The organism is Salicibibacter halophilus (genome assembly GCF_006740705.1).
GTDB classification, from domain to species: Bacteria; Bacillota; Bacilli; order Bacillales; family Marinococcaceae; genus Salicibibacter; species Salicibibacter halophilus.
The window spans coordinates 528,555-552,826 of sequence record NZ_CP035485.1 but is presented as its reverse complement, the minus strand read 5'-3'; the positions used below and the strand labels follow the sequence as shown (position 1 = coordinate 552,826).

The 24,272-nt window shown below is 45.3% G+C and carries 27 protein-coding genes; all 27 read left to right on the top strand.

What is annotated here, in order from left to right; translation table 11 throughout:
- Window positions 1-56: 56 nt before the first annotated feature.
- The 27 genes from EPH95_RS02745 (at window position 57) to EPH95_RS02615 (ending at window position 23,889) form a co-directional block, all read left to right on the top strand.
- Window positions 57-1,505: a phage portal protein gene (locus EPH95_RS02745; RefSeq protein ID WP_142087133.1), complete on the top strand. Its 1,449-nt coding sequence runs from the start codon at window positions 57-59 to the stop codon at window positions 1,503-1,505.
- A gap of 4 nt (window positions 1,506-1,509) precedes the next feature.
- On the top strand, window positions 1,510-2,403 hold the full coding sequence (locus EPH95_RS02740) for a minor capsid protein (protein ID WP_142087131.1): 894 nt from the start codon (window positions 1,510-1,512) through the stop codon (window positions 2,401-2,403).
- A 154-nt stretch (window positions 2,404-2,557) separates the two neighbouring features.
- Complete coding sequence (locus tag EPH95_RS02735) at window positions 2,558-2,809, top strand: hypothetical protein (RefSeq protein ID WP_160141562.1); 252 nt, start codon at window positions 2,558-2,560, stop codon at window positions 2,807-2,809.
- 216 nt (window positions 2,810-3,025) lie between these two features.
- Complete coding sequence (locus EPH95_RS02730; protein WP_160141561.1) at window positions 3,026-3,691, top strand: capsid assembly scaffolding protein Gp46 family protein; 666 nt, start codon at window positions 3,026-3,028, stop codon at window positions 3,689-3,691.
- Between the two features lie 3 nt (window positions 3,692-3,694).
- A complete protein-coding gene (locus EPH95_RS02725; protein WP_142087125.1) occupies window positions 3,695-4,012 on the top strand; it encodes a hypothetical protein in 318 nt (105 codons plus the stop codon).
- A complete protein-coding gene (locus tag EPH95_RS02720) occupies window positions 4,012-4,971 on the top strand; it encodes a major capsid protein (protein WP_142087123.1) in 960 nt (319 codons plus the stop codon). Before EPH95_RS02725 ends, EPH95_RS02720 begins: the two co-directional genes overlap by 1 nt.
- Window positions 4,971-5,156, top strand: a complete 186-nt coding sequence (locus EPH95_RS02715; protein WP_142087121.1) for a Rho termination factor N-terminal domain-containing protein — start codon at window positions 4,971-4,973, stop codon at window positions 5,154-5,156. The genes EPH95_RS02720 and EPH95_RS02715 overlap by 1 nt, the downstream gene beginning before the upstream one ends.
- A gap of 2 nt (window positions 5,157-5,158) precedes the next feature.
- On the top strand, window positions 5,159-5,494 hold the full coding sequence (locus EPH95_RS02710) for a phage head-tail connector protein (RefSeq protein ID WP_142087119.1): 336 nt from the start codon (window positions 5,159-5,161) through the stop codon (window positions 5,492-5,494).
- A complete protein-coding gene (locus EPH95_RS02705; RefSeq protein ID WP_142087117.1) occupies window positions 5,491-5,790 on the top strand; it encodes a hypothetical protein in 300 nt (99 codons plus the stop codon). Before EPH95_RS02710 ends, EPH95_RS02705 begins: the two co-directional genes overlap by 4 nt.
- Before the next feature lie 4 nt (window positions 5,791-5,794).
- Window positions 5,795-6,148 (top strand): HK97-gp10 family putative phage morphogenesis protein, encoded by a 354-nt coding sequence (locus EPH95_RS02700; RefSeq protein WP_142087116.1) that lies wholly within the window; start codon window positions 5,795-5,797, stop codon window positions 6,146-6,148.
- A 4-nt stretch (window positions 6,149-6,152) separates the two neighbouring features.
- A complete protein-coding gene (locus EPH95_RS02695; protein ID WP_142087114.1) occupies window positions 6,153-6,563 on the top strand; it encodes a hypothetical protein in 411 nt (136 codons plus the stop codon).
- A gap of 17 nt (window positions 6,564-6,580) precedes the next feature.
- Complete coding sequence (locus EPH95_RS02690) at window positions 6,581-7,114, top strand: phage major tail protein, TP901-1 family (RefSeq protein WP_227004024.1); 534 nt, start codon at window positions 6,581-6,583, stop codon at window positions 7,112-7,114.
- Window positions 7,017-7,409, top strand: coding sequence for an Ig-like domain-containing protein (locus EPH95_RS02685; RefSeq protein WP_142087112.1), 393 nt, complete (start codon window positions 7,017-7,019; stop codon window positions 7,407-7,409). The genes EPH95_RS02690 and EPH95_RS02685 overlap by 98 nt, the downstream gene beginning before the upstream one ends.
- Window positions 7,410-7,486: 77 nt before the next feature.
- Window positions 7,487-7,870 carry a tail assembly chaperone gene (locus EPH95_RS02680; protein ID WP_142087110.1) on the top strand — a complete coding sequence of 128 codons (384 nt, stop codon included), beginning with the start codon at window positions 7,487-7,489 and terminating at the stop codon, window positions 7,868-7,870.
- A gap of 41 nt (window positions 7,871-7,911) precedes the next feature.
- Window positions 7,912-8,217: a hypothetical protein gene (locus EPH95_RS02675; protein WP_193557003.1), complete on the top strand. Its 306-nt coding sequence runs from the start codon at window positions 7,912-7,914 to the stop codon at window positions 8,215-8,217.
- A gap of 41 nt (window positions 8,218-8,258) precedes the next feature.
- The gene (locus EPH95_RS02670) at window positions 8,259-12,341 is read left to right on the top strand and encodes a hypothetical protein (RefSeq protein ID WP_142087108.1); all 4,083 of its coding nucleotides are present in this window, start codon (window positions 8,259-8,261) and stop codon (window positions 12,339-12,341) included.
- Window positions 12,342-12,356: 15 nt separating this feature from the next.
- On the top strand, window positions 12,357-13,283 hold the full coding sequence (locus tag EPH95_RS02665; RefSeq protein WP_160141559.1) for a phage tail domain-containing protein: 927 nt from the start codon (window positions 12,357-12,359) through the stop codon (window positions 13,281-13,283).
- A 16-nt stretch (window positions 13,284-13,299) separates the two neighbouring features.
- On the top strand, window positions 13,300-15,579 hold the full coding sequence (locus EPH95_RS02660) for a tail tube TT1 domain-containing protein (RefSeq protein ID WP_142087104.1): 2,280 nt from the start codon (window positions 13,300-13,302) through the stop codon (window positions 15,577-15,579).
- Complete coding sequence (locus EPH95_RS02655; RefSeq protein ID WP_142087102.1) at window positions 15,576-16,085, top strand: hypothetical protein; 510 nt, start codon at window positions 15,576-15,578, stop codon at window positions 16,083-16,085. Before EPH95_RS02660 ends, EPH95_RS02655 begins: the two co-directional genes overlap by 4 nt.
- A 25-nt stretch (window positions 16,086-16,110) precedes the next feature.
- The gene (locus tag EPH95_RS02650; RefSeq protein WP_142087100.1) at window positions 16,111-17,601 is read left to right on the top strand and encodes a S8 family serine peptidase; all 1,491 of its coding nucleotides are present in this window, start codon (window positions 16,111-16,113) and stop codon (window positions 17,599-17,601) included.
- A 132-nt stretch (window positions 17,602-17,733) separates the two neighbouring features.
- A complete protein-coding gene (locus EPH95_RS02645) occupies window positions 17,734-18,030 on the top strand; it encodes a hypothetical protein (protein ID WP_142087098.1) in 297 nt (98 codons plus the stop codon).
- Window positions 18,031-18,040: 10 nt separating this feature from the next.
- Window positions 18,041-18,445: a phage holin, LLH family gene (locus tag EPH95_RS02640; protein ID WP_160141558.1), complete on the top strand. Its 405-nt coding sequence runs from the start codon at window positions 18,041-18,043 to the stop codon at window positions 18,443-18,445.
- Window positions 18,446-18,488: 43 nt separating this feature from the next.
- Complete coding sequence (locus EPH95_RS02635; protein WP_227004022.1) at window positions 18,489-19,517, top strand: peptidoglycan recognition protein family protein; 1,029 nt, start codon at window positions 18,489-18,491, stop codon at window positions 19,515-19,517.
- Window positions 19,518-19,883: 366 nt separating this feature from the next.
- Entirely contained in the window at window positions 19,884-21,374 is a 1,491-nt protein-coding gene (locus EPH95_RS02630) for a spore germination protein (protein ID WP_142087096.1), read from the top strand.
- 11 nt (window positions 21,375-21,385) lie between these two features.
- The gene (locus tag EPH95_RS02625; RefSeq protein WP_142087094.1) at window positions 21,386-22,447 is read left to right on the top strand and encodes a GerAB/ArcD/ProY family transporter; all 1,062 of its coding nucleotides are present in this window, start codon (window positions 21,386-21,388) and stop codon (window positions 22,445-22,447) included.
- Window positions 22,444-23,526, top strand: coding sequence for a Ger(x)C family spore germination protein (locus EPH95_RS02620; protein ID WP_142087093.1), 1,083 nt, complete (start codon window positions 22,444-22,446; stop codon window positions 23,524-23,526). The genes EPH95_RS02625 and EPH95_RS02620 overlap by 4 nt, the downstream gene beginning before the upstream one ends.
- Window positions 23,527-23,691: 165 nt before the next feature.
- A complete protein-coding gene (locus tag EPH95_RS02615; protein ID WP_142087091.1) occupies window positions 23,692-23,889 on the top strand; it encodes a hypothetical protein in 198 nt (65 codons plus the stop codon).
- Window positions 23,890-24,272: the final 383 nt, after the last annotated feature.

The following is a 24,272-nucleotide window of genomic DNA, read 5'->3' as shown; positions in this document are numbered from 1 at the left end:
TTTACATTTATATAAAGAAATAATCATTAAAACGGATAGTGTAAAGGAGGTGCGGTATGGTAACGCTCACGAAACACAAAGGGCGGCGCTTTCCGAAATCGGCTAACGATCATTATAGATATGAAGAAGGGGAAACGTCACCTGCACAATCATTACTTGAAAGCATGCAGGATTTACAAGACATGATACAGCATCATATGAGCGAGCAAAGACCGCGCTTAGATGAATTGGACGATTATTATTTAGGCGACAATACAATGATTTTGAATGACCGCGAACGGCATCAGGCAGAAGATCATAAAGCTGATTACAGGGCAACGCATAACTACGCAAAATATGTTAGCCAGTTCATAACAGGCTATCTTGCAGGAAATCCAATCACTGTACAGCACGAAGATGAGAACGTACAAGAAGCGATACGCGAGATCAACAAACTGAACGACGCCGATGCTATCAACAGTGATTTAGTACTTGACTTGTCCATTTATGGGCGGGCGTATGAGTTGCTGTACAGGAACAGCAGGGATGAAAACCGTATCGCTATTTCATCGCCGTTAAATACGTTTGTCATTTACGATGATACCGTCGAACACAAACCGATAGCGGCGGCAAGGTATCATAAGAACGACATGATAGCCAACGCGCCGTTAAAGGTGGAAATATATACGGATAGTGAAATCATTCGTTATGAAAGCCGCGATGAAACAGTAATTACCCTTGAAGAAACAGGCAGGGAAACGCATTATTTCGGGGGCATTCCGATCAACGAATACAGCAACAATCGTTTTAGACAAGGCGATTATGAGAATGTCTTAAACTTGATCGACCTGTACGACGCGGCGCAATCAGACACAGCGAACTACATGAGCGATTTAAACGATGCCATGTTAGTAATCAAGGGAAACCTAGACTTGACGAGCGAGCAAACAGCCGAAATGAAAAAATCAAACATCCTTTTCTTGAAAACAGAACAAGACAGCGAAGGGCGAGAAGGTAGCGCCGACGCTGATTATATATACAAGCAGTATGACGTTAGCGGCTCAGAAAGTTACAAGGACCGATTGCAGACAGATATACACAAGTTCACCAACACGCCTGACATGAACGATACAAACTTTTCAGGGCAGGAATCAGGCGAATCTATGAAGTACAAGCTATTCGGATTGGAGCAAGTGAGAGCCATAAAAGAGCGCTTATTCAAGCGGGCATTGTCGAACCGATACAGGCTTCTTGCAAATGTGATGAACACTTCACGCGAACTGTCAGGCGGGAATATGGACGGATTAAGCATACAGTTCACGCCAAACCTGCCAAAAGACGTAGCAAACGAAGTTGATTTATTTACCGATTTAGGCGGGCAGTTGTCCGAGGAAACAATGCTTTCATTACTTTCTTTCGTCGAAAATCCAGAAGCGGAAATCGAACGCTTGAATGAAGAACGCATCGGGCAAGCAGGCATGAACCCTAACCGCGATTATGTAGGCGGCAACGGCGAAGGGGATTAAGGAAATGCCTAACTCACAACGATACTGGGCAGAGCGCGAACGTGAGCAATCCGAAATGGAAGCCTTGCGGGATGATGAAGTCTTGGAAGGCATCACACAGCATTTCGAAGAAGCGTCCGACGAAGCAGACAAAGAAATTACGCGCTTGTATTCGAAGTACGCTAGCGATGAGGGCTTCACCTTGTCGGAAGCACAAAAAACCGTCGATCAAACGGATATAAGGCAATTTGAGGACAAGGCGCAGGAATACGTCGCAGAAGGAAATTTTTCAGATCGTGCGAATGCCGAAATGCGACAATACAACACGCAAATGAGAGTTTCACGCCTGCAACTTATGCAAAAGTATGCCGACCTGGAAACAGCGCGGGCGCATGGATTGAGCGAAATTGACGTAACAGATCGACTTGAAGAAATTGCGCGTTCGGAAACGCGGCGGCAATCGGGAATTTTAGGAATGACCGTTTCATTGTCGTCGGAAGAAATGGAAGAACTTGTTCGATACCAGTTTCACGGCGAATTATTCAGTGATCGGATATGGGATAACAGGGATATTTTAGTTCAAAACTTAAATACGCAATTACGCCGACAAATTACCCAGGGTGCAGGACCTCGCGAGTTAGCGCAAAACATGCGCCGCGAGATCGGCAACAGCGTTTATAATACCGAGCGCATCATGCGAACGGAAACAGCCAGGGTGCAAATCCAAACGCAAAAGCGTTCATATGAGCAAGCAGGGATGACACACTATGACATCGTTTCCGAAACAGATGCTTGCGAGGATTGCGCCGAACATGATGGCGAGATTTATGAAGTTAGTGACATGCAAATAGGTGTAAATGCCCCAGTATTTCATCCTAATTGCCGATGCAGTACAGCCCCGATCATTCCAGACGAATAAAGGCGGCGATTCTATGAAACGATGCAAAACCTGCAAATACTTCATCGAAGAAAAGCGAAAGAACGGCTTATGCAATCACAACAAAACGCCTGTATTTGAAACAACAAAAGATTTCGGGTGCATCTATCACGAAAGGATGAAATGAATGTACGGATTGCCGAAATTAGAAATTAAATTGAACGAACGCGGAAAAGAGAAAGTAAAGAATAATAATATCACTGAAATGCGTGATTATGATTTTTTGGTAGATGGCTACGAAATACCTGCTCTACAGCATATAAAAATAGATTTCTCTAAAGACGAATTACCAACTGCATCTTTTGACTTTTCGGTTGGTGAAGTTGAAATTGACGCGGAAACGGTAAACGCAATAAAGACAATCATTGATTTGTACGAATTAGATTAATTCCACGCCCAACCCATGTTGAAGGCGTTAAAAGCTACATGACGACGAATACTTCGCGGGTAGCGAAACAATCACATAACGGCAGGCGAAAAGACACTGAACGGACGCTAAAGCGTGTGGGCGGGGTCTTTTTTTATGTCAGAAATGTGGGCGCGGCGTTACGTGCGAGGGATAGGAGCGAACAAAACAATGCTAAAAAATAAACGATATTTTCCTATGGACCTCCAATTTTTCAATGAAGGAAACCAGGGAGATCAAGGCGATCAAGGGCAAGGAGATCAAGGACAAGGGCAACAAGACGACCAGAAAGGCGCACAAGGCGACAGTGGACAAGGGAAAGGGGAAATATTCTATAGCCAGTCAGAACTTGATAGCGCCATTTCTAAAGCGGTAGAAAGCGCCCTTGAAAAGAAACAACGCGAGTTCGACAAAGAGAAAGAGCGCATTGAACAGCAAGCCAGAGAGCAAGGCGAAGAATACGCGCAAATGAATGAGAAAGAAAAGAAGGAAGCCGAGTACAAAGAACGGCTTGAAAAACTAGAAAACCGTGAAAATGAATTGAATCGCAAGCAACTGTACAACGAGGTGCAAAGCGATTTGAAAGATAACGGTTTACCCAATTCATTCGCTGATTCGTTAGTTGCTTTAAACGACAACGACGAAATCAAGAAATCAATCAAGGCGATCAAAGAGAAATTTGACGAAGCCGTGACCGAAGGTGTGAAAGAACAGCTACGACAAACAACACCGAAAGACACAAGCGGCAACACAGAATCTAGCAACCCATTCGCAAAAGAAACGCTGAACTTAACAGAACAAGGGCGCTTGTTCAAGGAAGAACCGGAGCGCGCCCGACAACTACAACAAGCGGCTAGGAGGTAGACGATGGCAAAACAACGTGTACCGCGCACATTGCAGACCACTTACGACACGGACAGAAGCGGTCAGATCGACGAAGATGCCGTCGAGGGCGGCGGTAGCGGTTCAGATGGCGACGATGGCGCATCAGCCTATGAAATTGCCGTGGACAACGGATTTGAAGGCTCAGAGTCAGATTGGCTTGAATCGCTTCAAGGCTCAGACGGCGAGGACGGAAGCGACGGTGACGACGGATTCGGCACAGAAGAACAGTACAACAGCATTCTTGCACGATTAAGCACGATTGAAGATGAACTTGATATTGATAACGGAGGCGATGATTAATGCCAACAAGAATTAGCGATGTAATCGTACCAGAGGTATTTAACGATTATGTCATCCAAGAAACAGCGCAACTTTCCGCACTCTCTCAAAGCGGCATCATTTCGAACAACCCAGAATTGGACGCGCTAGCCACATCAGGCGGGCGACTTATTAACATGCCTTTCTGGGAAGATTTAGACGGCGACGACGAAGTTCTGTCCGATGAGGACCCACTAACACCAGGCAAAATCACATCAGGCAGAGATGCGGCGGGTCTTTTGCTTCGCGGTAAAGCGTGGGGCGTAAACGACCTAGCTTATGTATTGTCTGGGGATGACCCCGCAGGCGCAATCGCTAGCCTTGTCGGTAACTATTGGGCGCGCCGTCGGCAGAAAACGTTGATTTCCCTTCTTAAAGGTGTATTCAATGCTGAATCTATGCAAAGCAACGTTTTAGATTCAGACAACGGATTCAACGCCGAATCTTTCATCGACGCTGTACACACGTTGGGCGATGCCGAGCAACGGCTTACAGCAATGGCAGTTCATAGTAACACCTATGCATCTATGAAAAAGCAAGATTTGATTGAATTTGCCAGAGACAGCCAGGGCAACCCAACCATCCCAACTTATATTGGTCGCCGTGTCATTGTAGATGACGGCTTGCCGCGCGAAACAGATCGCGACGAGGATACCAAATATACAACTTATATTTTCGGACAAGGCGCTATCGGTCTAGGAAATGGGCGATTAAACCCAGAATATGCGACGGAAGTAGACCGCGATTCCCTTCAAGGTGAAGATTATCTTATTAATCGTCAATCTTTCATCCTTCACCCGCGCGGCGTTCGTTTTACAGCTTCCGAGGTAGACGGCGAAGCACCGACGAACAGCGAACTTGAAGACCCCGAGAATTGGAGAAGGGTATACGAGCCAAAGAACGTGCGGATTGTTGCTTTCAAGCACACCCTAGAGGTTTAATGATGGGGATTGCAGGTTTTAACCGTTCACGATTGGTGCAAGATGCAAAACCGAAAGCCAAACAAACGGATTACGAATATTTGACGGCTCGCGATTTGAAAGAGTTGGCAAAAGATCGGGGCATCGAGGGATACTGGGGCTTGCGAAAGCACGAACTCATCGAAGCCTTAGTGCGAGGTGAGTAAACATGGAAGATGTGAAAAAGAAAATAAAAACGCTTGTCGGGCTTGAAGATGATAAGCAGGACGCGCAAATCGGGGTGATTATTGAGGGTATCAGTAATCACCTTTTGTATTTGTTGGAAAAAGATGAAGTTCCTGAACGATTGCGCTATATCGTTGTTGAAATCGGCGTTCGTCGCTACAACCGATTAGGAAGCGAAGGGATGCAACAAGACAGCGTTGAAGGGCATTCCGTTTCGTTCTATGACCCCGAAAAAGATTTCGAGCCTTATCAAAGCATCATAGACAACGAAACAGAAAGAGAAGGGGCGAACGGCAAAGGGCAGGTGTTCTTCTTTTGAGATATGCAGAAAGGATCACCTTTGTACAAGTCGAAGGCGGTAGCTATGACCCAGAAAAAGGCGGCTACGTCGAAGGCGAGACAACGCGCGAAACCGTTCCTTGTCACCTTTCCCCGATGAGTACAGATAGGACTTCTCAACTTTTCGGTAGCATCGAACAATTCATCACGATTGCCCGATTGCAACGACCATACAACAAAGCGTATGACCGTGTAGAAATCGACGATAAGCCCTTTTCCGTTCGTCGCCATGTCAGGCATCGCAATCAATCCGTTTTCTTCTTAGAAGGAGCGTAAAGCCATGGCAGACATGAAACTGAACGGAATGCAGGAACTTGATCGGGCGTTAGGTCGCAGGGCAAGAAATGCAAACAGGGATGTCAAAAACATTGTGCGAAGGCGCGGGGCTTCACTTGATCGACGAATGAAGCAAAACGCCACGTTTGCAGGGAAATACACGACAGGCGCGACAAGGCGTTCGATTCGCCTAACAATGTCCGATGCAGGATTCACCGCAACGGTGGCACCGCGCACAAATTACGCATCTTACGTCGAATGGGGGACGAGATTCGCCGCCGCGCAACCGTTCGTCCGTCCTGCTTTTTATGCTGAACGCGCGCAATTTTTACGAGATATACAGAACTTAGTGAGGTGATGAATTGGCAACGAAATCACCCCAACAACAGATATATGATGCTGTCTTTTCCGCGTCGCTTAACTTAGGTTTTGACACTTACGATTATTTACCCGCAGACAGCGCGGATTATCCTTTCGTGTTCGTTGGCGAGCAAATGAACAGTGACCGCCGCACCAAACGCTTTTTATACGGCGAAGTGCATCAGACGGTACACGTTTACGCGATTCAACGAAACGGCGAACAGCCCCAGGGAACGAACCGCGCCGCATTTATGGGCATGATAGATGAGTTAAAAGTCGAAATGCGAAAGATCAAGCGAACGGATAATTTCAAGATCATTGAACAAGGCATCAACGATCAAATATTGCTAGATACAAGCACTTCAACCGCCCTTTTACACGGCGTAGTTGAGGTGCATTTTTTATTCCATTAAAGAAAGAGGGATTTTAAGTGCCAGAAGGAATTGAAATGGTAGACGGTAGAAATAAAATCTTGCTTTTTCGTTTGCAAGAGAAACAAGACGAAGAAGCCGCGAAGTTAGTGTTCCAAACAGAGCATACATTTTCTTATGAGCGTGATATGGACCGCATTATCACAAAAGACGGACCTATCTTGCAGGTGGGCGAACTTGAATCAACCGTCGAAATCACGGCAATTCAAGCAAAAGATGACCCAGTTGCAAAAATGCTTAGAAATTCAGTGATTGAAGGCAAGCGGCTTGAAGTTTGGGAATTGACCGTCGATGAGGATGCAAAAAACGACGATGACAAATATCCTGCCATTTACGCGCAAGGTTATCTTGAATCCTGGGAAGATGTCGCAGGCGCAGAAGATGAGCCTGAAGTGACTGGAACTCTGAACATTGAAATGCACCCGCAGTTCGATTATGCGACGCTTACCGCAGATCAAGAAGCGGCGGTTCAATACGAGTTCCGTGATACTACACCGCGCGGCGAAAATGGTGGTGGTGGGGGAGAGTCCTAGCCCCGAAACTATTGAGGTAGATCCATCATCTATTGATATGGAAGTAGGGGAATCGCAGGACTTGTCTGTCACCGTTAATTATGATGACGATTCAAGCGAGACAGTGACATCGGACGCTGATTTTGAAACAGATAGTAACTCTATCGCTTCAATGGACGGCAGAACCGTCGAAGCGAACAACGAAGGCGATACCGAAATAACGGTATCTTATGAAGGATTAGAAGCAACCGTCGAAGTAGAAGTCGAAGAATCTAGCGGCGGTAGCGGCGATGAAGAAGGCGAAAATGACGAATAAAAAGCAATGAGAGGGCGTGACCCTCTCTTTTTTTACGATTATCAGCGGATTAAGCGAATGCAAAGGGTGATTATAAAATGAATATTGAGATCAACGGCAAAGGTTATGAGTTAAATTTTGGCATGAAGTTCATTAAAGAAATGGACAAGCGGCATTTCATCGAAAATAACGGCGTTCGGTTTGGGAACGGCATTAACATGTTGGTGGTAAAGCTAGACCAACAAGACCCACTGATTATTCAAGATATTGTTGAAGCAGGTCTGCATCAAGTGAAAAAGGATAAGCCTTCGACAGACGACATCGAACAAGCCATTGAAGATATGGCAGAAGAAAAAGGCTTAAACGAAATGACAAATGATTTTTTGAACGAGTTAAAGAAGAAACGACTATTGGCAGACAAAATCAAAAACACCGAAGAAAACATCGAGAAGGAGAAAAAGAAACGGAATCAGAGCGCTTAACGTTTGATGATGTATATATCAATTGCGTTCGTTACTTCAATATGAGCGACGACGAAATCGACGCATTAACGCTAAAAAATTATGGTTTGCGAATGGAAGCAATACAATTACAGCGCGTCGATATGGAAAGAGACATTCACCTTCAATCATGGACGAATCAACAAGCAAAAGCCACGAAAGAAACAGGCAAGGGGAAAACGAAAAAGCAAAAACCTGTATTCAAGTCTTTTGATGAGTTCTATGACCATAAGAAGGCAGAAAAGAAAGTCTCAGGAAAGCAAACAGAAAAAGACAAGAAGAAATCTAGCATGGCTGAAACAGCCAAACGCATCAACAAACGAGCCTAATAAGGCTCTTTTTTTATGTATGAAAGCAAGGAGGTGAGTGTTTGGCTGAAAGTTATAGCGTTGAAGCGGTGATGACCGCCGATAATTCTAGCATGGTCGCGGCTTTTCAAGAAGCATCAAACGCGGCAAGCGATATGCAAGCGGCGATTGATAACGCTGATATGTCAGGCATCGCGGAATCAGGTAGGCAAATGCAAGAAGTGTCAACGCATATACAGGGCATAACATCCGACCTTGCACAATTCGGGGCAGGCGTTACAGCGGTAACAACTGGACCTATTGTCGCCCTCATAGGCGCTTTAAGCGCGTTAGCAAGTTCTTATTCCAATACAGCTATTGAGATTCAACAGATGGCGGCACAAGCAGGCGTTGGCGTGGAATCCTATCAGGAAATGTCTTATTGGGCGCAACAAAACAACTTGGAACAACAAGACCTTGACCGCGCGCTAGGACGTTTGAACACACGCATTGGCGAAGCCGCCGACGGAACAGGGCAATACGCAGAAGCGTTTGACAACCTGGGCATTTCTGTTCATGACACGAACGGTGAATTGCGCGATACAGACGAAGTTTTCGAAGAAGCTATCGAACAACTATCAGGCATGACAAACGAATCCGAGCAAGCGGCGGCGGCTACAGACCTTTTCGGGCAACGACTAGGGCGAAGGTTACTACCTGCCTTGCAAGATGGAACGATAAGCATGGAAGATGCCAGGGAAGAAGCCGAAGAATTAGGGCTTGTTATGAGCGAAGATGCGATTCAAGCCGCCGACGATTTCAGCGCATCATGGACAAGGCTCACAAGCACCATTTTCGCCGCGTTCCTACCCGCCGCGACCGCCGTTATTGACATGTTTAACGACCAATTATTCCCCGCGATTGAATCGCTTCTCATTCCTGCCATGTTAGGGCTAGGGAATGCCATCGGTAGCGTTATCGAATGGTTCGCAGACTTGCCAACCCCTGTACAGGGAGCAATCGCGGGATTTGTCGGGTTGGTTGCTGTTATACCGCCGTTACTCACTGGCTTCATGATGCTTATAAACTTTGTAGCGCGTTTTTACGGAAGCCTAGGGGCATTAGCGGTCGCCTACTCAGCAATCATCGCGCGCGGCGGCGTTTTAGCGACGGTAGTAGGTGCGGTTGCAAAGGCGTTTGGACTTTTCGGCGCAGCAGTAGCGGCTATATTTAGCCCTGTTGGTTTGATTATAGGGGCAATAACTTCGCTCATCGGCGCATTAACAGCGTTATATTTCGCTAACGAAGATTTCCGTAACTTCGTAGATGGCGCATGGGAATCTATTCAATCAGCGATTTCATCAGCCGTTGATGCTATCGTCGAAGGGTTTGATTCTTTCAATGAAACCATCGAAGAATCGCGCCTTGCGTTTGATTCTTTTCTTGAAGTAGTAACGGCAGTAGCACCAGTTGTCATGGCGTTGTTTGGACCATTAGGCATGATAGCTGGAGCGCTTACATTGCTGTTTACCCAAACGGATATAGCAACGGACATGATAAGCGTATTTAAAGGTGAAATGGAATTTTCGGAAGCCATAGAGAATATGGCAGAAATGGTTTTCGAATGGGCGGAAAACCTACAAGAAATGGCTATGTTAGCCATAGAAAACGGCGCAGAAATTATCATGAATCTCATTCAAGGCTTGCAAGAAAATCTTCCTCAGTGGATAGAAAGCGCCCTTAAAGTCATGAAAAGTTTCATCGAAACGATACAAGAAAACGCCCCTCAAATCATGGAGCAAGGGCTTGAAATGCTTGAATCGTTGATTGAGGGCATTGTGCAAGCTATTCCTCAAATTGCGGAAGTTGCAGTCCAAATCATAGAAATGTACGTGCAATATTTGACGACGATGCTTCCCGAAATTATCCAAGTAGGGCTTGAATTGTTGACCACGCTTGTAGACGGCATCCTCCAAGCCTTGCCGCAATTAATCATGGCGGCGCTAGAAATTATAACAACGCTGATAGAAGGAATCCTACAAGCCTTACCCCAAATCATAGAAACAGCCTTAACCATCATAGAAACGCTTGTCGAGGGTATCACAACGGCTCTGCCTATCATCATATCGGTAGCTATTCAGATTATTACTACCTTAGTAGAAGGAATTACAGAAGCCTTACCTCAGATCATACAGGCGGCGATCGAAATTATAACAGCGTTGGTCGAGGGGTTGACAGAAGCCTTGCCCGCTATCATCGAAGCGGGAATCGAGGTCATAACTACGCTGATAGAAACCATTGTGCAAGCCTTACCTCAAATCATCGAAGCAGGTATCGAAATTTTACTTGCCTTGATCGACGGTATCATTGAAATGCTTCCTACGTTGATCGAAGCGGGTATCCAAATCATTGAATCGTTGCTACAAGTGATTGTTGATGCTTTACCTCAATTATTAGAAGCAGGTATCCAGATTTTACTTGCCTTGATTGACGGTATCATTCAGATATTGCCCCAGTTACTAGATGCGGCAATCGAAATCATAGATACGTTGCTTGTCGGCATCATTCAACTACTGCCCGAAATCATCGAAGCAGGCATCGAAATTATTTTCGCGCTCATTGATGGCATTATCCAGAATCTACCAGAAATAGCGCAAGCGGGCGGCGAAGCCATAGACGCGCTTTTACTTGCGATTGTGGAAATGCTTCCTGAGATCATTGAAGCAGGTATCGAACTTGTTGTCACGCTTGCAGAAGGTATTCTTGATAGCTTAGATGTCATAGCAGATGCCGCCTGGGACTTAATTACCTGGTTTGTCGAAGAAATTGTCGCGGAAGGCTCAACGCAAATATTTGAAGTCGGCGGCGATGTCATCGACTGGTTTGTGGACGGCATAAGCGAATTTGCACAAGATGTCTATGAAGCAGGCGCAGACTTAATAAGCGGCTTGTGGGAAGGCATTAAAAGCATGGGCGGCGATTTATGGAGTAACGTCACTGGTTTTGTTGACGATAATCTTCTTAGCCCAATAACGGACTTTTTCAGCATTAATTCACCGTCGCGCGTCATGATGGACGTAGGAAACGACACGATTGCAGGGCTTACCCAGGGCATCAACGAAAGCGATAGCGAAGCGGAATCAAGCGTCACGAACATTGCTAACTCAGTGATGGATGTTGCAACTGGCTTAGTTGATTCGTTCACTAGCACATTTAGCGATATTTCTACCACTGTTACAACCAATATGAGTAGCGCTGTTACCACGGCAAGCACACAAGCAAGCAATATTGTTTCATCCGTGACCAGTTCATTCACTAGCGTTGTAAGCAATGTTACTTCGTCTATGAGCAACGTTGCATCGACGATATCGAGCAACTTTTCTAGTGCCGTTAGTTCGACGCTATCAGCAACTAGCAACATTGTAAGCGACGTTTCAAGCAGTTTTTCATCCGTTGTAAGCAACGTTACAAGTTCAATGTCCGATGCGGCAAGCACTGTATCTAGCAACTTTTCAAGCATTGTATCAAACGTTTCATCATCAGGAAGTAGCGTCGTTTCCTCTATATCGTCCACGTTCTCATCGTTCGTATCCAGTGTCAGTAGCGGCATGGGTGATGCACTTTCAACCGTAAGCGGCATGATGTCCGATATGGTTAGTACGGTATCAGGGTACGCCAGTAACATGATGAGTGCAGGGCGAAGCGTTGTAAGCGGATTGGCAAACGGCATCACCAATGCGGCTAGTAGTGCCGTAAGCGCGGCTAGTAGCATGGCTTCAAGCGTGGCAAGCGCGGCACAAAGCGCACTTAATATCAATTCACCATCGAAGGTATTTGCTGACATCGGGGGATTTGTTGCCCAGGGGTTAGCGGACGGCATTCACGACGAAGAACAACGTGCGGTCGATGCAACGGCATCTATGGCAAATCATATCGAAGATGCCTTTAACCCTCATTTACAATCGCCTGAAACGGATATTTCTGGACAGATCAGCAATGTCAATAGACAAGCGCAAAGCCGCATGAGGAATAGCGGTGACAGACAAAACCCAGTCAACAAACAGCCGATTGAATTGCATATTCACAACGAAGGTGATGCCGAATGGATACGCTCATATGTCAACAGTGAAAATGCGTTATCCGATGCAACTAGAGTATTAGGATAAAGGGGGTGCGGCATATTGGACGTTGAGATCGAAAAACAGAACGGCGATAAAGTTTTACTGTCCGAGATCGGCGGCAACGTTCAAGATTTTATTGTGTCGTCGATCAGCCTAGACACTATCTATGAATCACACGAAGGGCGGCATGGACGGCAAGACATGGGCGCATATTATGAAGATCGAACAATTACCGTTCCTGTTTACTTTCACGCTTATGAGTTGCTACACGTTCCCCTTTTAAGGGATAAACTTTTTGCCATACTGAACAGCAACGAACCCTTTTATATTCGGGAATTGCGCCGACCGAAAATGCGGCAATATGCCTTTATTGAGCCGACGGAACAAGCAAGGATGAAAGAAGGGACGGAAGATGTTTTTGTGGGCGGCAAGCGTTATCTTGTTCGCCCTTCTAGCGACTTTTCTTTCGAGCAAGAAGGGCTGTATGGCTTTACGGAAATTGAGTTCGAGACAGTCGGACTACCTTTTGCGGAATCCATTGGAACATCCTTAGATTTAGAGGAAAGCGGCGCATTGCAACCTGAAATATGGAGCCATGGCATGGGGTTATCTTTTGAAAAGGAATCGCAAAAGTACACCCATAAAGTGGAAGAAGAACAGGAATTTCGCATCTATAACGCAAGCAACGTCGCTTTTCCTGTCCCTTTTCAGATTGATTTCACCATAACCATTAGTGAAGTTGGCGGCGGCGATGACGGAATAAGAGTGACAAACGTCACCAACGGTTCACAGCTTACCTTTAACGGCGATATGGGAAATGACGATACGCTTGTCTATGACAAAGCAAAAGTTACTAGAAACAGCCTGAACGCTTTAAATGAAGCAGACAAAGAGTTTTTAACCCTAAGTACAGGGTGGAACACCTTGCGAATGGAGCGCGCTTCATCGGCAAAAATAGCCGTTGATACGCGCTTTTATTATATCTAAGAAAGGAGGTTAGCTTTTGCCTTCTTTGTATTGTATAAGCCCAAACAATGACCATTTCATGATGGACGGAAAGACAACCCTCCAAGATGAAATTAATTCAGACGTTGTTTTAAGCGTTGATTTGCGATCTAACGACATCAACGATGAATTTATGAACGAGATTAACGAAATGTGGCAAATCGGCGGCGTTGAAGGTCCCCAAGATCAAACATTATGGCGTATAAGTCATGTCACCTTTGAAGGTGTCGGAGAACGAAGCAGAATGAACATTCGAGCGCGCCACCAATTCTTAGACGATCTTGATAATGACCGCATTTATGAGCGTTACGATCAAAGCTTCACGGCAAACGCCTTCTTTTCGCTTGTATTAGAGGATACAGGCTATTCATTCGCCCTTATAGACGATTTCTACGCCCTCGAATTTGAAGGGTTGGGCGATGGCGAATCAAGGCTTGAATCATTTCAACGAGGAATTGAGCGATACGGCGCGGAATTTGAGATCGTGGGCGATCGTATAGACTTACGTGAACAAATTGAAAGGAATCAACCCTTTTTTCTTCATTGGCGGCTTAATGCTTCTAATATAAGCAAAGAAACGGATGCGGGCGAGTTTTGGACGTATGCCAGAGGATACGGCGACTATGAGGAATCCGAAGATAGCGTCGAAGACATCGCTAATATCCAACGTGAATACACTTCACCCCTTGCCGATGTTGTCGGGATTCGCCACGCCCCGCCGATCAAAAACGGAAGTATAACGACAACGGAAACGATGGATAACCAACTTGAAAGGCTTGTCGATGATAGCGTTAAAGTTTCGATTACCGCAGACTTTCAAGCCCTTGACGATTACCCTTATTCCCAACCGCAAAACGGCGATGTAGTAACACTTGTTGATGACCGTATTAATTTCAACTCTGATATTCGCATCGTCGAAGTTGAAACCGAGCGAAACGCAAATGGGGATGTCATCAATCAAAACGTTACTTTCGGTAGCCATCGCTTACGGGAAAGGCATCGTTCCAATTTGCAAACGGCGGCAGATATGATTAGTGAATTGCAGGAAGGTCGAAAAACGTTGCCTTTCAGCTTTTTGGATGTGGCTACAAAGTTAGCGACAAACCTGCTACTTTCCGCAAATACGGAATTGATCTTTGATAACGGCATTATTGCTATCGACCCCGACGACCCGAACAATGTTGTCTTATTTAATTCAGCAGGGCTAGGCGTGAGCAATGATGGCGGGCAAGAATTTCAAAACGCGATAACAGGCGCGGGAATTGTTGCCGATGTGGTGACAGCAGGAACGTTGCAAGGGATAAATATAGACGGTGTGACCATTACAGGCTCAGAGATATTTCAAGAATCGAATGGGCGTTCATTGGCGCTTGCAAATGGTTATTTAGAAAGCTACACCAACGGCGATCTATCTATGACTTTCGGACAATATGAACTTGATTTTTATGATAGCGTCGATAACCATATCGGCAGTTTTGGACCTGCATGGGCGGCTAGTGACGACAGTGTAAGAGGTCTATCCCTAACCATTGAAGAAGATTTTTTCAGCATCGGAACAAGAAATCAAGGGCTGATAAGACCTGTATTCCGAACAAGTCGAGAGCAAAACACAACGATAGTATCAGGTCCGTATAACGGCGCGTTACAAGGTTCAAGCCTGGAATTGTACGCAAACCGCCGTCTAGTGTCTGGGGATGTTGACTACGACACAGACATGACAGGCATTGACCAACCTTCCATTATCATGGAGCAAGGTGAAAACGCAAACGACATGACCCAATATTACGGCGGCGCAAACCGAAGAAACGGCGCTGTATGGGAAGTGCGACACAGAAACAGGGATGATGGTTCAACGTTACGCATTCAAGCGCATGACAGCGGCGTAGATTTAGGCGGTACAGTCACAGGGGCGAGCATCCAAGCGCAGGAATACGTCACAAGTTCGTCACGAAATATAAAACGAAATATCGAGCCCTTCCAAGGTCAAGCATTAGACGAGATCAACAAGTTAGACATTATTCACTACGATTTAATTTCCGAGATCGAAGAAGGGAAAAATGTCAAGAAAACAGGAACAATAGCCGAGGAATCAGGCATTTTTGCTACCGAAGATAAGCAAGCAGTTCGCACAAATGAAGTAACGATGTACAACGTAAAGGCTACGCAAGAGTTAGATGAAAAATTGGAAATGATGAACAGCAAAATAGAAGAATTGGAAAAAAGATGCGCTGTTCTTGAAAAAGAAAATGAACGATTGAAAAATGAGGTGAAAAAGTGAGCCGTTTTGAAAAGATGCGTATTATGCCGACCGACAGCCTTTTCGATGAAAATTATTACGTGACGACGAACAAGAATTTTGAGCGTTTCAACGTAAACATTAAAGCAATGGTAGAAGTCGAAGGCGTAGCAGACGGCGCAAAAGAACAATCTGACGAAGCGGAAGCGAACGCGAGTTATGCGAAGGATTTAGCGGAAAACACTCAACAGCAATTAGATCAAGTTGTTATTGACGGTGATTCTTCCGTCGAAGCCGCACAAGCGAGAGTGAATGAGAACGGCGATGAGTTCGACACGTTGCAAGAACGTTTGAATGATGCCGACGAACGCTTCGATTCATTCAGAGAGAACATGGAAGATGTGGAAGGATTGCCGCAGGAAGTCAGCACATTAACGGAACGTGTCAGCGATGCTGAAAACGAGTTGACAAACAAAGCAGAGTTTACAACATCTGAGACAGCGCCCGAAAATGTATCAGACGGGAACTTTTGGTTTGAAGTAAAATAAATCCTTTTGAAATGGTGATGGAATCATGGCAGTTTATCTAATTGTTTTTAAAGAAAAAGTAGATGAGCGCGTACTTTCCAACGTTAAAATCAGGCGAAACTTTGAATATATCCCGCGCCTTGTATCTGTAGAAGCTAGTGAAGAAGAAATCGAGAAATTGAAGGACAGGAAAGAAATCGAATCCATTTCAACGAATGACACCGACGATTTCGACGAAGAAGAAACAAACGAAGGGCAACAAGAAGGATACGCCCTAGAAATGTTACAGGCTCATGAGTTTTGGAATCGAGGGTATAGAGGGGAAGGCGTAAGTATCGCCGTTTTAGACGGTGGATGTCAACCGCACGAAGATTTGAACATCGCGGGCGGTTATAATGTTCACGACCCAGAAGAAACGTACATGGCTGATTACCGCGATCATGGCACCCATTGCGCGGGGATTATCAACATGCAGGATAACGACACTGGATATGTAGGCATTGCCCCTGATGCCGATTTATATGTCGTCAAGTTGGACGATAACGAAGGTGGAAGCAACACCTCAGAAAATCAAGCTGAGGGTGCGAACTGGTGCATTGAAAACGACATCGACATTATAAGCATGAGCATATCAGGCACAGGCGATAATACAGGTCGAAGGGAAGCATTCCGAGAAGCGGCAGAAAATGGCATTATCGCTTGTACGTCGGCATCCAATCAACAAAACGGAACACCTTTGCACGAAAGCACGATCCGTTACCCTGCTTACTATCCTTTTGTTGTCGGCGTTGCAAACATTGATGAGAACAAAGAAAGAAGCGGAAGTTCTAGCGTAGGTTTTTCCGTGGACATCGCCGCGCCTGGGGTAGACATCATAAGCACCTGCCCAGACCCCGACAATGAAGTTAGCCAGGTGTATTGCACGAAATCAGGAACGTCTATGTCAACGCCGTATGTCGCGGGCATGTTCGCTTTATATAAAGAAATGTTCCCAGAAGCAAGCAGGGAAGAATTGATTGAAAAAATGTATGAAAACGCCGAGCCATTAGGCGATACAAGACAATTTGGTGCAGGTTTGGCGCAATTCCCTTCCGACAATGCAAACGACATTCAAATGAAGCAAAAACAAGAAGATTTATGGGGGAATCTTAACCCTGTCACGTTAGCTAAGAATGTTTTTGCGAATAACGGAAGTTCGCTTGAAGAAATGTCCATGCCATACATGGGCGAAAACGATAACGGTACATGGATACGATTCAAAAACGGAATGCAACTTTGTTTGCATGAAACGCCCGAAATGGAAGTGACAGAAGAATATAACGATGGGCAAGGCATTTACCGATCCGATTCGTATACATGGACGTATCCGCAACCGTTCAAAGATACGCCGTTCATTTCATCTTCTTGCGGAGGTTCGACAAGATGGGTAGACCGAAGCGGAAGCGGCGGGGGAACCAGTATGCCTTTCCGTCAATTCGGCATCAATGAAGGCGAAGGCGGAACTTCGCACTTAATCGCTATTGGATTTTGGGAATAAGAAACCCTGTCCGTTCAAGGAAGTAAATAAAACACCAACCACGCCGAGAAAGGCGTATTTTTTATGCTTAAAAGGAGGTGATTTTATGTAGTCGCCGCCTTTTTACAACTACATCGAAGGAGGGGAGGTCAGATGGCAGAAGGCGACAACGACAAGAAAGCCGTACAAACGATGGTTTTTGAAGTGAGGGAATGGTTGGTGCGCGTAGATACTCGATTAGACGAAGCGATTAAGCGGCACGACGAATATAAGAAAGTAGCCAACGACGCGCACGATATAGCCACGGGAGCAGACAGAAAAGCAGATGAAGCCCTAAAAGAAATTAAAGGCAAGCAAAGGCGCCTTAAAATTTACACCCCATTAATAGCGGCAGGAATACCCATATTATTCGGGCTTGTACCAATGATTATAACTTATTACGTTGATTAGGAGGATGAAAATGGATTGGACAGCATTAATCACGGACATGACACTAGCAGAAGCGATTTTGACGGTTATTGGAACAGCATTAGGGGTGGCGGTGATTTTCTTTTTAAAGAACGTCGCCCCTCACATTAAAAATTTCGTCAATAACGCTATTGAGTGGGATAACACAGGGCTAATCGAATGGATAGCCGAAATGGTCGTCGGCAACCTCGAAGAAGAATTTGCGGGCGAGACTGGACAGCGTAAATTTTCGGAAGCCGTTAGGCGAGCAGTTAAACTTGCGGGCAATTACGGCATAGAAATAAGCCAAGATTTAGCAGAAACGACGATTCAGGACAGCTTCAACCGAACGATAAAACCGTACAAGAAACAAGATGGACAAAAAAACGAGGAAAGCAACGAAAGCGAAGAACAATAAACGTTTTCTTTTTTTGTGTCTATTTTAGCGAAAGGATGATACAATGACAGTCTTTAAAACGCCTAATCTTTCCTGGAACGGCAGTTTAACATCTTTAAATAAAAGCGACGTTGAATATATCATCGTTCACCATCCAGGTGCGGAGAATTACAGTCTTATGGATGCACACAGAGAGCACCGAGACACACAAGGGTGGGCAGGCATCGGATATAACTATTATCAGCGAAAAAGCGGCACACGTTATATCGGTCGCGGGCAGAATCAAGGCGCACACGCGGGCGGCACGTATAACCCGAAATCCGTTGCCTATTGCATTGAGGGGAATTACAGCACCGAAGAAATGCAGAAGCACACCTATGAAGCCGCCGTCGAAGGCGTAAAAGAACTCATGGACTTTTACAACGTACCCGCAAGCAATGTCATTCGTCATAGCGACTGTACAGGCACGACAGGGCAAACAGAATGTCCAGGTACAAATTATCCATGGAGTCAATTTAAAAGCGACATCGGCGGCTCTGGGACGGACAGCACTTCTTCTGGCAGTTCTTCAAGTGGCGCGCCCAGATACGGCGATGATGACCTTACATTCCGTCAAGCACACGGCGATGTATGGGGCGACGATGGTTACGAATGGCTACAAGAAGCACTTAACGATCTTGTCAATGCAGGGTTAACCGTCGATGGCGTTTTCGGGCAAAACACGCTAGATGCAACGCGCGATTTTCAAGATATGTATAATTTAAGTTATGCAGGCGCGGATTATTACGGCGTACCAGGTCCGACAACGCAAGCAAAAATTGAAGAATTGCAGAACGGCGGCAGTAGTTCAAGCGGCTTGCCTTCTGGAATGTTAAGGCGTGGCGACCGTGGCGATGGTGTACGAGCCGTTCAAGAAGCCCTTGTCGAAGCTAACTTCTACCCCGATAGGAACGCTTCTAATAACGGCGTAGACGGCATCTATGGACCAGATACAGAAAACGCCGTCGAACGTTTCCAGAGCGTGTACCTTTCAAATGAAGTAGACGGCATTTATGGACCGAATACCCGCGAGAAACTTGAAGAAGTTATGTAACGAATAACCTGACAACAGCAGTATATGGTGATAAGATAAGATTTATGTAAGAAGGGATGGGAGCTTGCAACGGCTCCCGTTCATCTTTATATTTTAATGGTTGATAATATTGCTCAAAGGTTGAAACTAGACGACACCTTTATACCGCAATAGGGTCATATTGTTTAACAAAAGAACACAACGAAAATGTGCCACTTTAGATAAAGGGTACATTTTTTTTGCCTTGATATGTTGGATCCATTGCGTTTTTTTAGGGGTGGCAACGATGGCTCACGTAACCTTTTTATAGTCTCATTTTTCTTGGAATAAGATCTTAATTTTTGGTACATATTAACGCTGTAGATCTTTCAAGTAGGTGAACGACGCATGTTTAAGCAGTTTGAAAGGAAGAAATTCAACCAAAGGACCCAAAAATCTCTGCAAGAACTCCTCGACGTTTGTCGAAAATCGGCGGACTTTATGTCGTTTCAAATCTCTGATCGCAGTCCTTTTTGGGTGCATTATATCGAGTCCATGGTAGAAGATCATCTCGTCCATGATGAAGTTTTGTCTTCCATCAAGAATAATAAAAGTATGACCCTTACTGATCTTCAGCGAGTGATTCCTATTGAGGACGCCAAAATCATTCATCACGTTCCAACGATTGAACAAGCCATGATGAGCGGTCATATCATCATTCAAGCAAACGATGAGGATCGTGTGTTAAGCCTGCCTGCAACATTCCATGAACAACGAGCGCTTGAACCACCAGAATCTGAATTCACCGTCTTAGGCCCTAAGGAAGCTTTTATTGAGTCCATCGATGTCAATCTGAACCTGATTCGCAGCCGCTTGCAGACTCCTGAGTTGGTCGTCGATGAGATGAATGTCGGTCGCTTGAGCAGAAACCGGTTGGCGATTCTTTCGATCGACGGCATCACGAATCCCCAACTCCTTCAAACCTTAACCCAACGTCTCCAAGATGCAGACTACGATGAAGTCGTCGACAGCTCTCAATTGACTCTTCTAATTACAGACAACCCGAACTCCTTTTTTCCGCAATTGGTGGAAACAGAAAGACCGGATCGGGTGGCGGCGGGATTGGCCGAAGGAAAAGTGGCTTTTACCATGGATGGCTCCCCACATGTGTTTATGGCCCCAGCCAATTTCCTGGAATTCTTTTCGTCCCCGGATGATCATTACGTGATGTGGCCCATTGGCATGGGCCTTCGGCTGATCCGTATCATAGCCCTCTTGTTCTCTGTTCATGCTACGGCTTTTTATATCGCTGTCACCACCTACCATCACGAAATAGTCCCCGATGATTTGTTAGACACGCTTGTGGCTTCAAGAATCGATGTTCCCTATCCCCCTATTGTCGAAGTGCTTCTCCTTGAGATAACAGTTGAACTTTTACGAGAAGCAGGGGCTCGACTGCCTAGCCGTATCGGGCAAACCATTGGGATTGTCGGCGGGATTGTCATCGGAACGGCCGTCGTTGAAGCTTCTTTAGCGAGTAGTGTGCTTTTAATCATTATTGGTATAACAGCCCTAGCCTCCTTCACGGCGCCTATTTACCATATGGGCCATAGCATTCGATTGATTCGTTTTCCCTTTTTGCTTTTCGCACAATGGCTGGGGTTGTTTGGTATCGTTCTCTGTTCCTTACTTTATACCCAACATTTATTCAGGCTCACCTCTTTAGGACATCCCTACCTGGCCCCTGTATATCCGTTACGCATCGGAGATCTTAGAGATATGTTCATCAAACTCCCGACACGTCTGCAAGACCAGCGACCAACGTTTCTTCGCCCTTTACAAAAGAAGCGTTTTAAACCTAAGCCCAGGAAAAAGCCCGCCAAAGATATTGAAGAGTAGGAGGATGACTTATGCGACCGCAATCGATGGTAACGAAACAAGTGTCCCCATTTTTTGTTTTTTTTATCGTGGCGGTCCAAACTATTGGTGTGGCTATTATGTCTTTCCAACGTATGCTGGTTTCAGCTGCCGGTCACGATGGATGGATGGTGATTATTTTTTCGGCGTTGATGGTTCATGTCGTTATATGGATTATGTACAAGATGTTGAATCATCACCATACCATTGTTGCTATTCAAACACAGGTATTTGGGACGAAGCTAGGGACTGTTCTAAACGTATATTGGATCTTTTATTTCAGCTTGTACGTGCTAGTTAACCTAGTTCCCTTTGTGGAAGTCATTCATACATGGTTATTTCCAGACGTTTCCTTCGGACTTTATTTCATTGTGATCCTATTCTTAGCTTATCTTTTGACGGTGGCAGGCTTTCGAACGGTCGTTGGGATCAGTGTGCTTGGGAGCTTGTTAATACCTCCTTTTTTGCTTTTCATCCAATGGCCCTATGGACAAATTCAATGGGGCAGTTTGTTTCCGATCGGGAGTCATTCTATTTTGGATTTATGGTCCGTCATACCAGACATGACTTACCCATTCTTAGGATTTGAGGTTTTGTTGATGGCGTACCCCTTTATTAAAGAAGCGCGGCGATCGCATAAATGGGCACAGTTGGGAGTGTCTGTCAGTGTATTCATGTATCTGTTCTGCTTCATCCTTCCCGTGCTTTATTTTGATGAACAGCATCTGGTCACGATTTTATGGCCATTAATAACCATATGGAGAATGGAATATGTTGGGATTCCCATATGGTTATTTACCCTATTGCCAAATATGTCCTTAGGGTTATGGGCGGCGAGTCGTGTTACCAAACAGACGGTTCACATTTCCCAACGCCAGGCATTACGTGGGATTACGCTCTTTATTTTCGGTAGCGCTTTTTTCTTCACCACTCACTTTGATATCGAGAGCCTTACTTCCTTTACAACCAGTTTGGCCTTTTATACGCTTTTCGTCTATCTACCTATTTTAGGCCTCGTACATATCATCCTGGTTAAAAGGAGGCACCGCCCATGAACCGCTTGCGTATCATTGCTCTTGTTATTCTTCTGGTAGCAGGGTGTTCCCCTCATTCTGAATATATTGAGGAGGGCCAATATCTCCAAGCCTTGGGGTATGATGATGATGAGGGGGAGATCCAGCTAACAGCTGCGACGACCATCTTTCGCCCTGGAGAAGAAATGCTCCCTGACACTAAAACTTTTTCGGTTTCTAGAGGGACCTTGGAAGATTCCCTTAATCAACTGCAATCCGAATCGTCTCGATCTATAGAGTTCAGTCGGATGCGCGTGATCCTGTTTAACGAAGATCTCGCCACGCAAGAAGGGATTTTCAATTTGCTGGATACCATACAACGAAATCCGATGATTGAGCAAGAGATGGAGATTGTAAGCACTCCAGCGTCTACACAGGATATTCTGGAGGGGGACTATCCGTTTCAACAGGCTGTCTATACGTATTTAATGGATTTGATTGAATACAATCAAGAGGATGATACTCATCCACCCTCATCGTTACATGACTTTATGTATCAGTATTATGCGGAAGGGGCAGACCCTTATTTGACGAGGATGGACAAAGAAGAGGGACTAGTGAGGGTTACGGGAGTCGCATTATTCCAAGGGGACACCTATATCGATCATTTAGACATAGATAATACGCGAATGTTCACCTATCTCGTAACAGATACGGAGCAAGGGTCCTTCACTATCGATGTCGATAAGGATCAAAATGTTGATATTCGCCACATGTCATCCCATCCGGATTGGTCGATCGATCAAGAGGACGAGGAGATTAATGTGAGCGTAGATATTGAGATGGAGGGGGTTATGAGGGAAGTTTGGAATGCCGATGTATATGATACGGAGACCATTCAGCAACTGGAGGACATCGCTGCCCAACAACTCGAAAACCAGATGGGATCCCTCATTCAATTTTTCCAGGAGAACGAGATCGATCCCATAGGCATCGGGGAACGCGTGGGCCAAAACGTCCGAGGAATCGACATTCAGCAGTGGGAAGAAGAGGAATATCCGGATGTGGACGTGGATGTGAATGTGGACTTGACGATTCAAAATACGGGGGCTGTTGAATAAAAAATGTTTTCCTTTTCCATGTTGCAACGAATCAGGAGTCGGCCTGGATAGTGGGCGTGTTCATCTATAAGGTCACGTTTGAGCGATGGACGCCCCCTCCCGATGTTCGAAGATCTAGAAGCGCGATGGGTTGGAGAAACGAATCCTTTGAAGGAGCAAATCGAAATGAAACCGTGGTTGAAAATCATCCAAGTCATGAGTATAATAATAGGTTCCTATTTCCTCGTCCGTTTATGCGTGACACAGGAATGGTATATCGAGGGGCCGGCTTTTGACATCCCCAGTCTCTTTATCATTGGCACCTCTTTTTTCAATGCCGTTACGATTGTTCGTTTTTATGAGTACGTGTCTTCTAAAGAATGAAAACAAGTTCCTTTATATTTCTTCAGTTACCGAGGAGTTTATGATGTAGGACATACAACGAAAATGTGAAAAATTCATAATATAAACGAGTCGCGATGATTGCGGAGTAACTTATGGGGAGAATTAACATGGTACAACTAAATTGTCTTGATTACGAAAATGTACAGAAACTATTCATTGCGTAAAAGAAATTAATTAAGGAGCGACTCCCAAGTTCTGAAGTGGTAGCACATCCATCCCAGGTATTGCAAGGTATTGCAAGAGGAACCTTGGCGCACTTTTTTTATATAAATTCATGAGAAAAGTGTGTTATATTAAAAACGGATGCTTGCACTGTAGCATCCACCTCTGTTCCGCGTGTGGGAGCCTACGGGCTCTCCCTC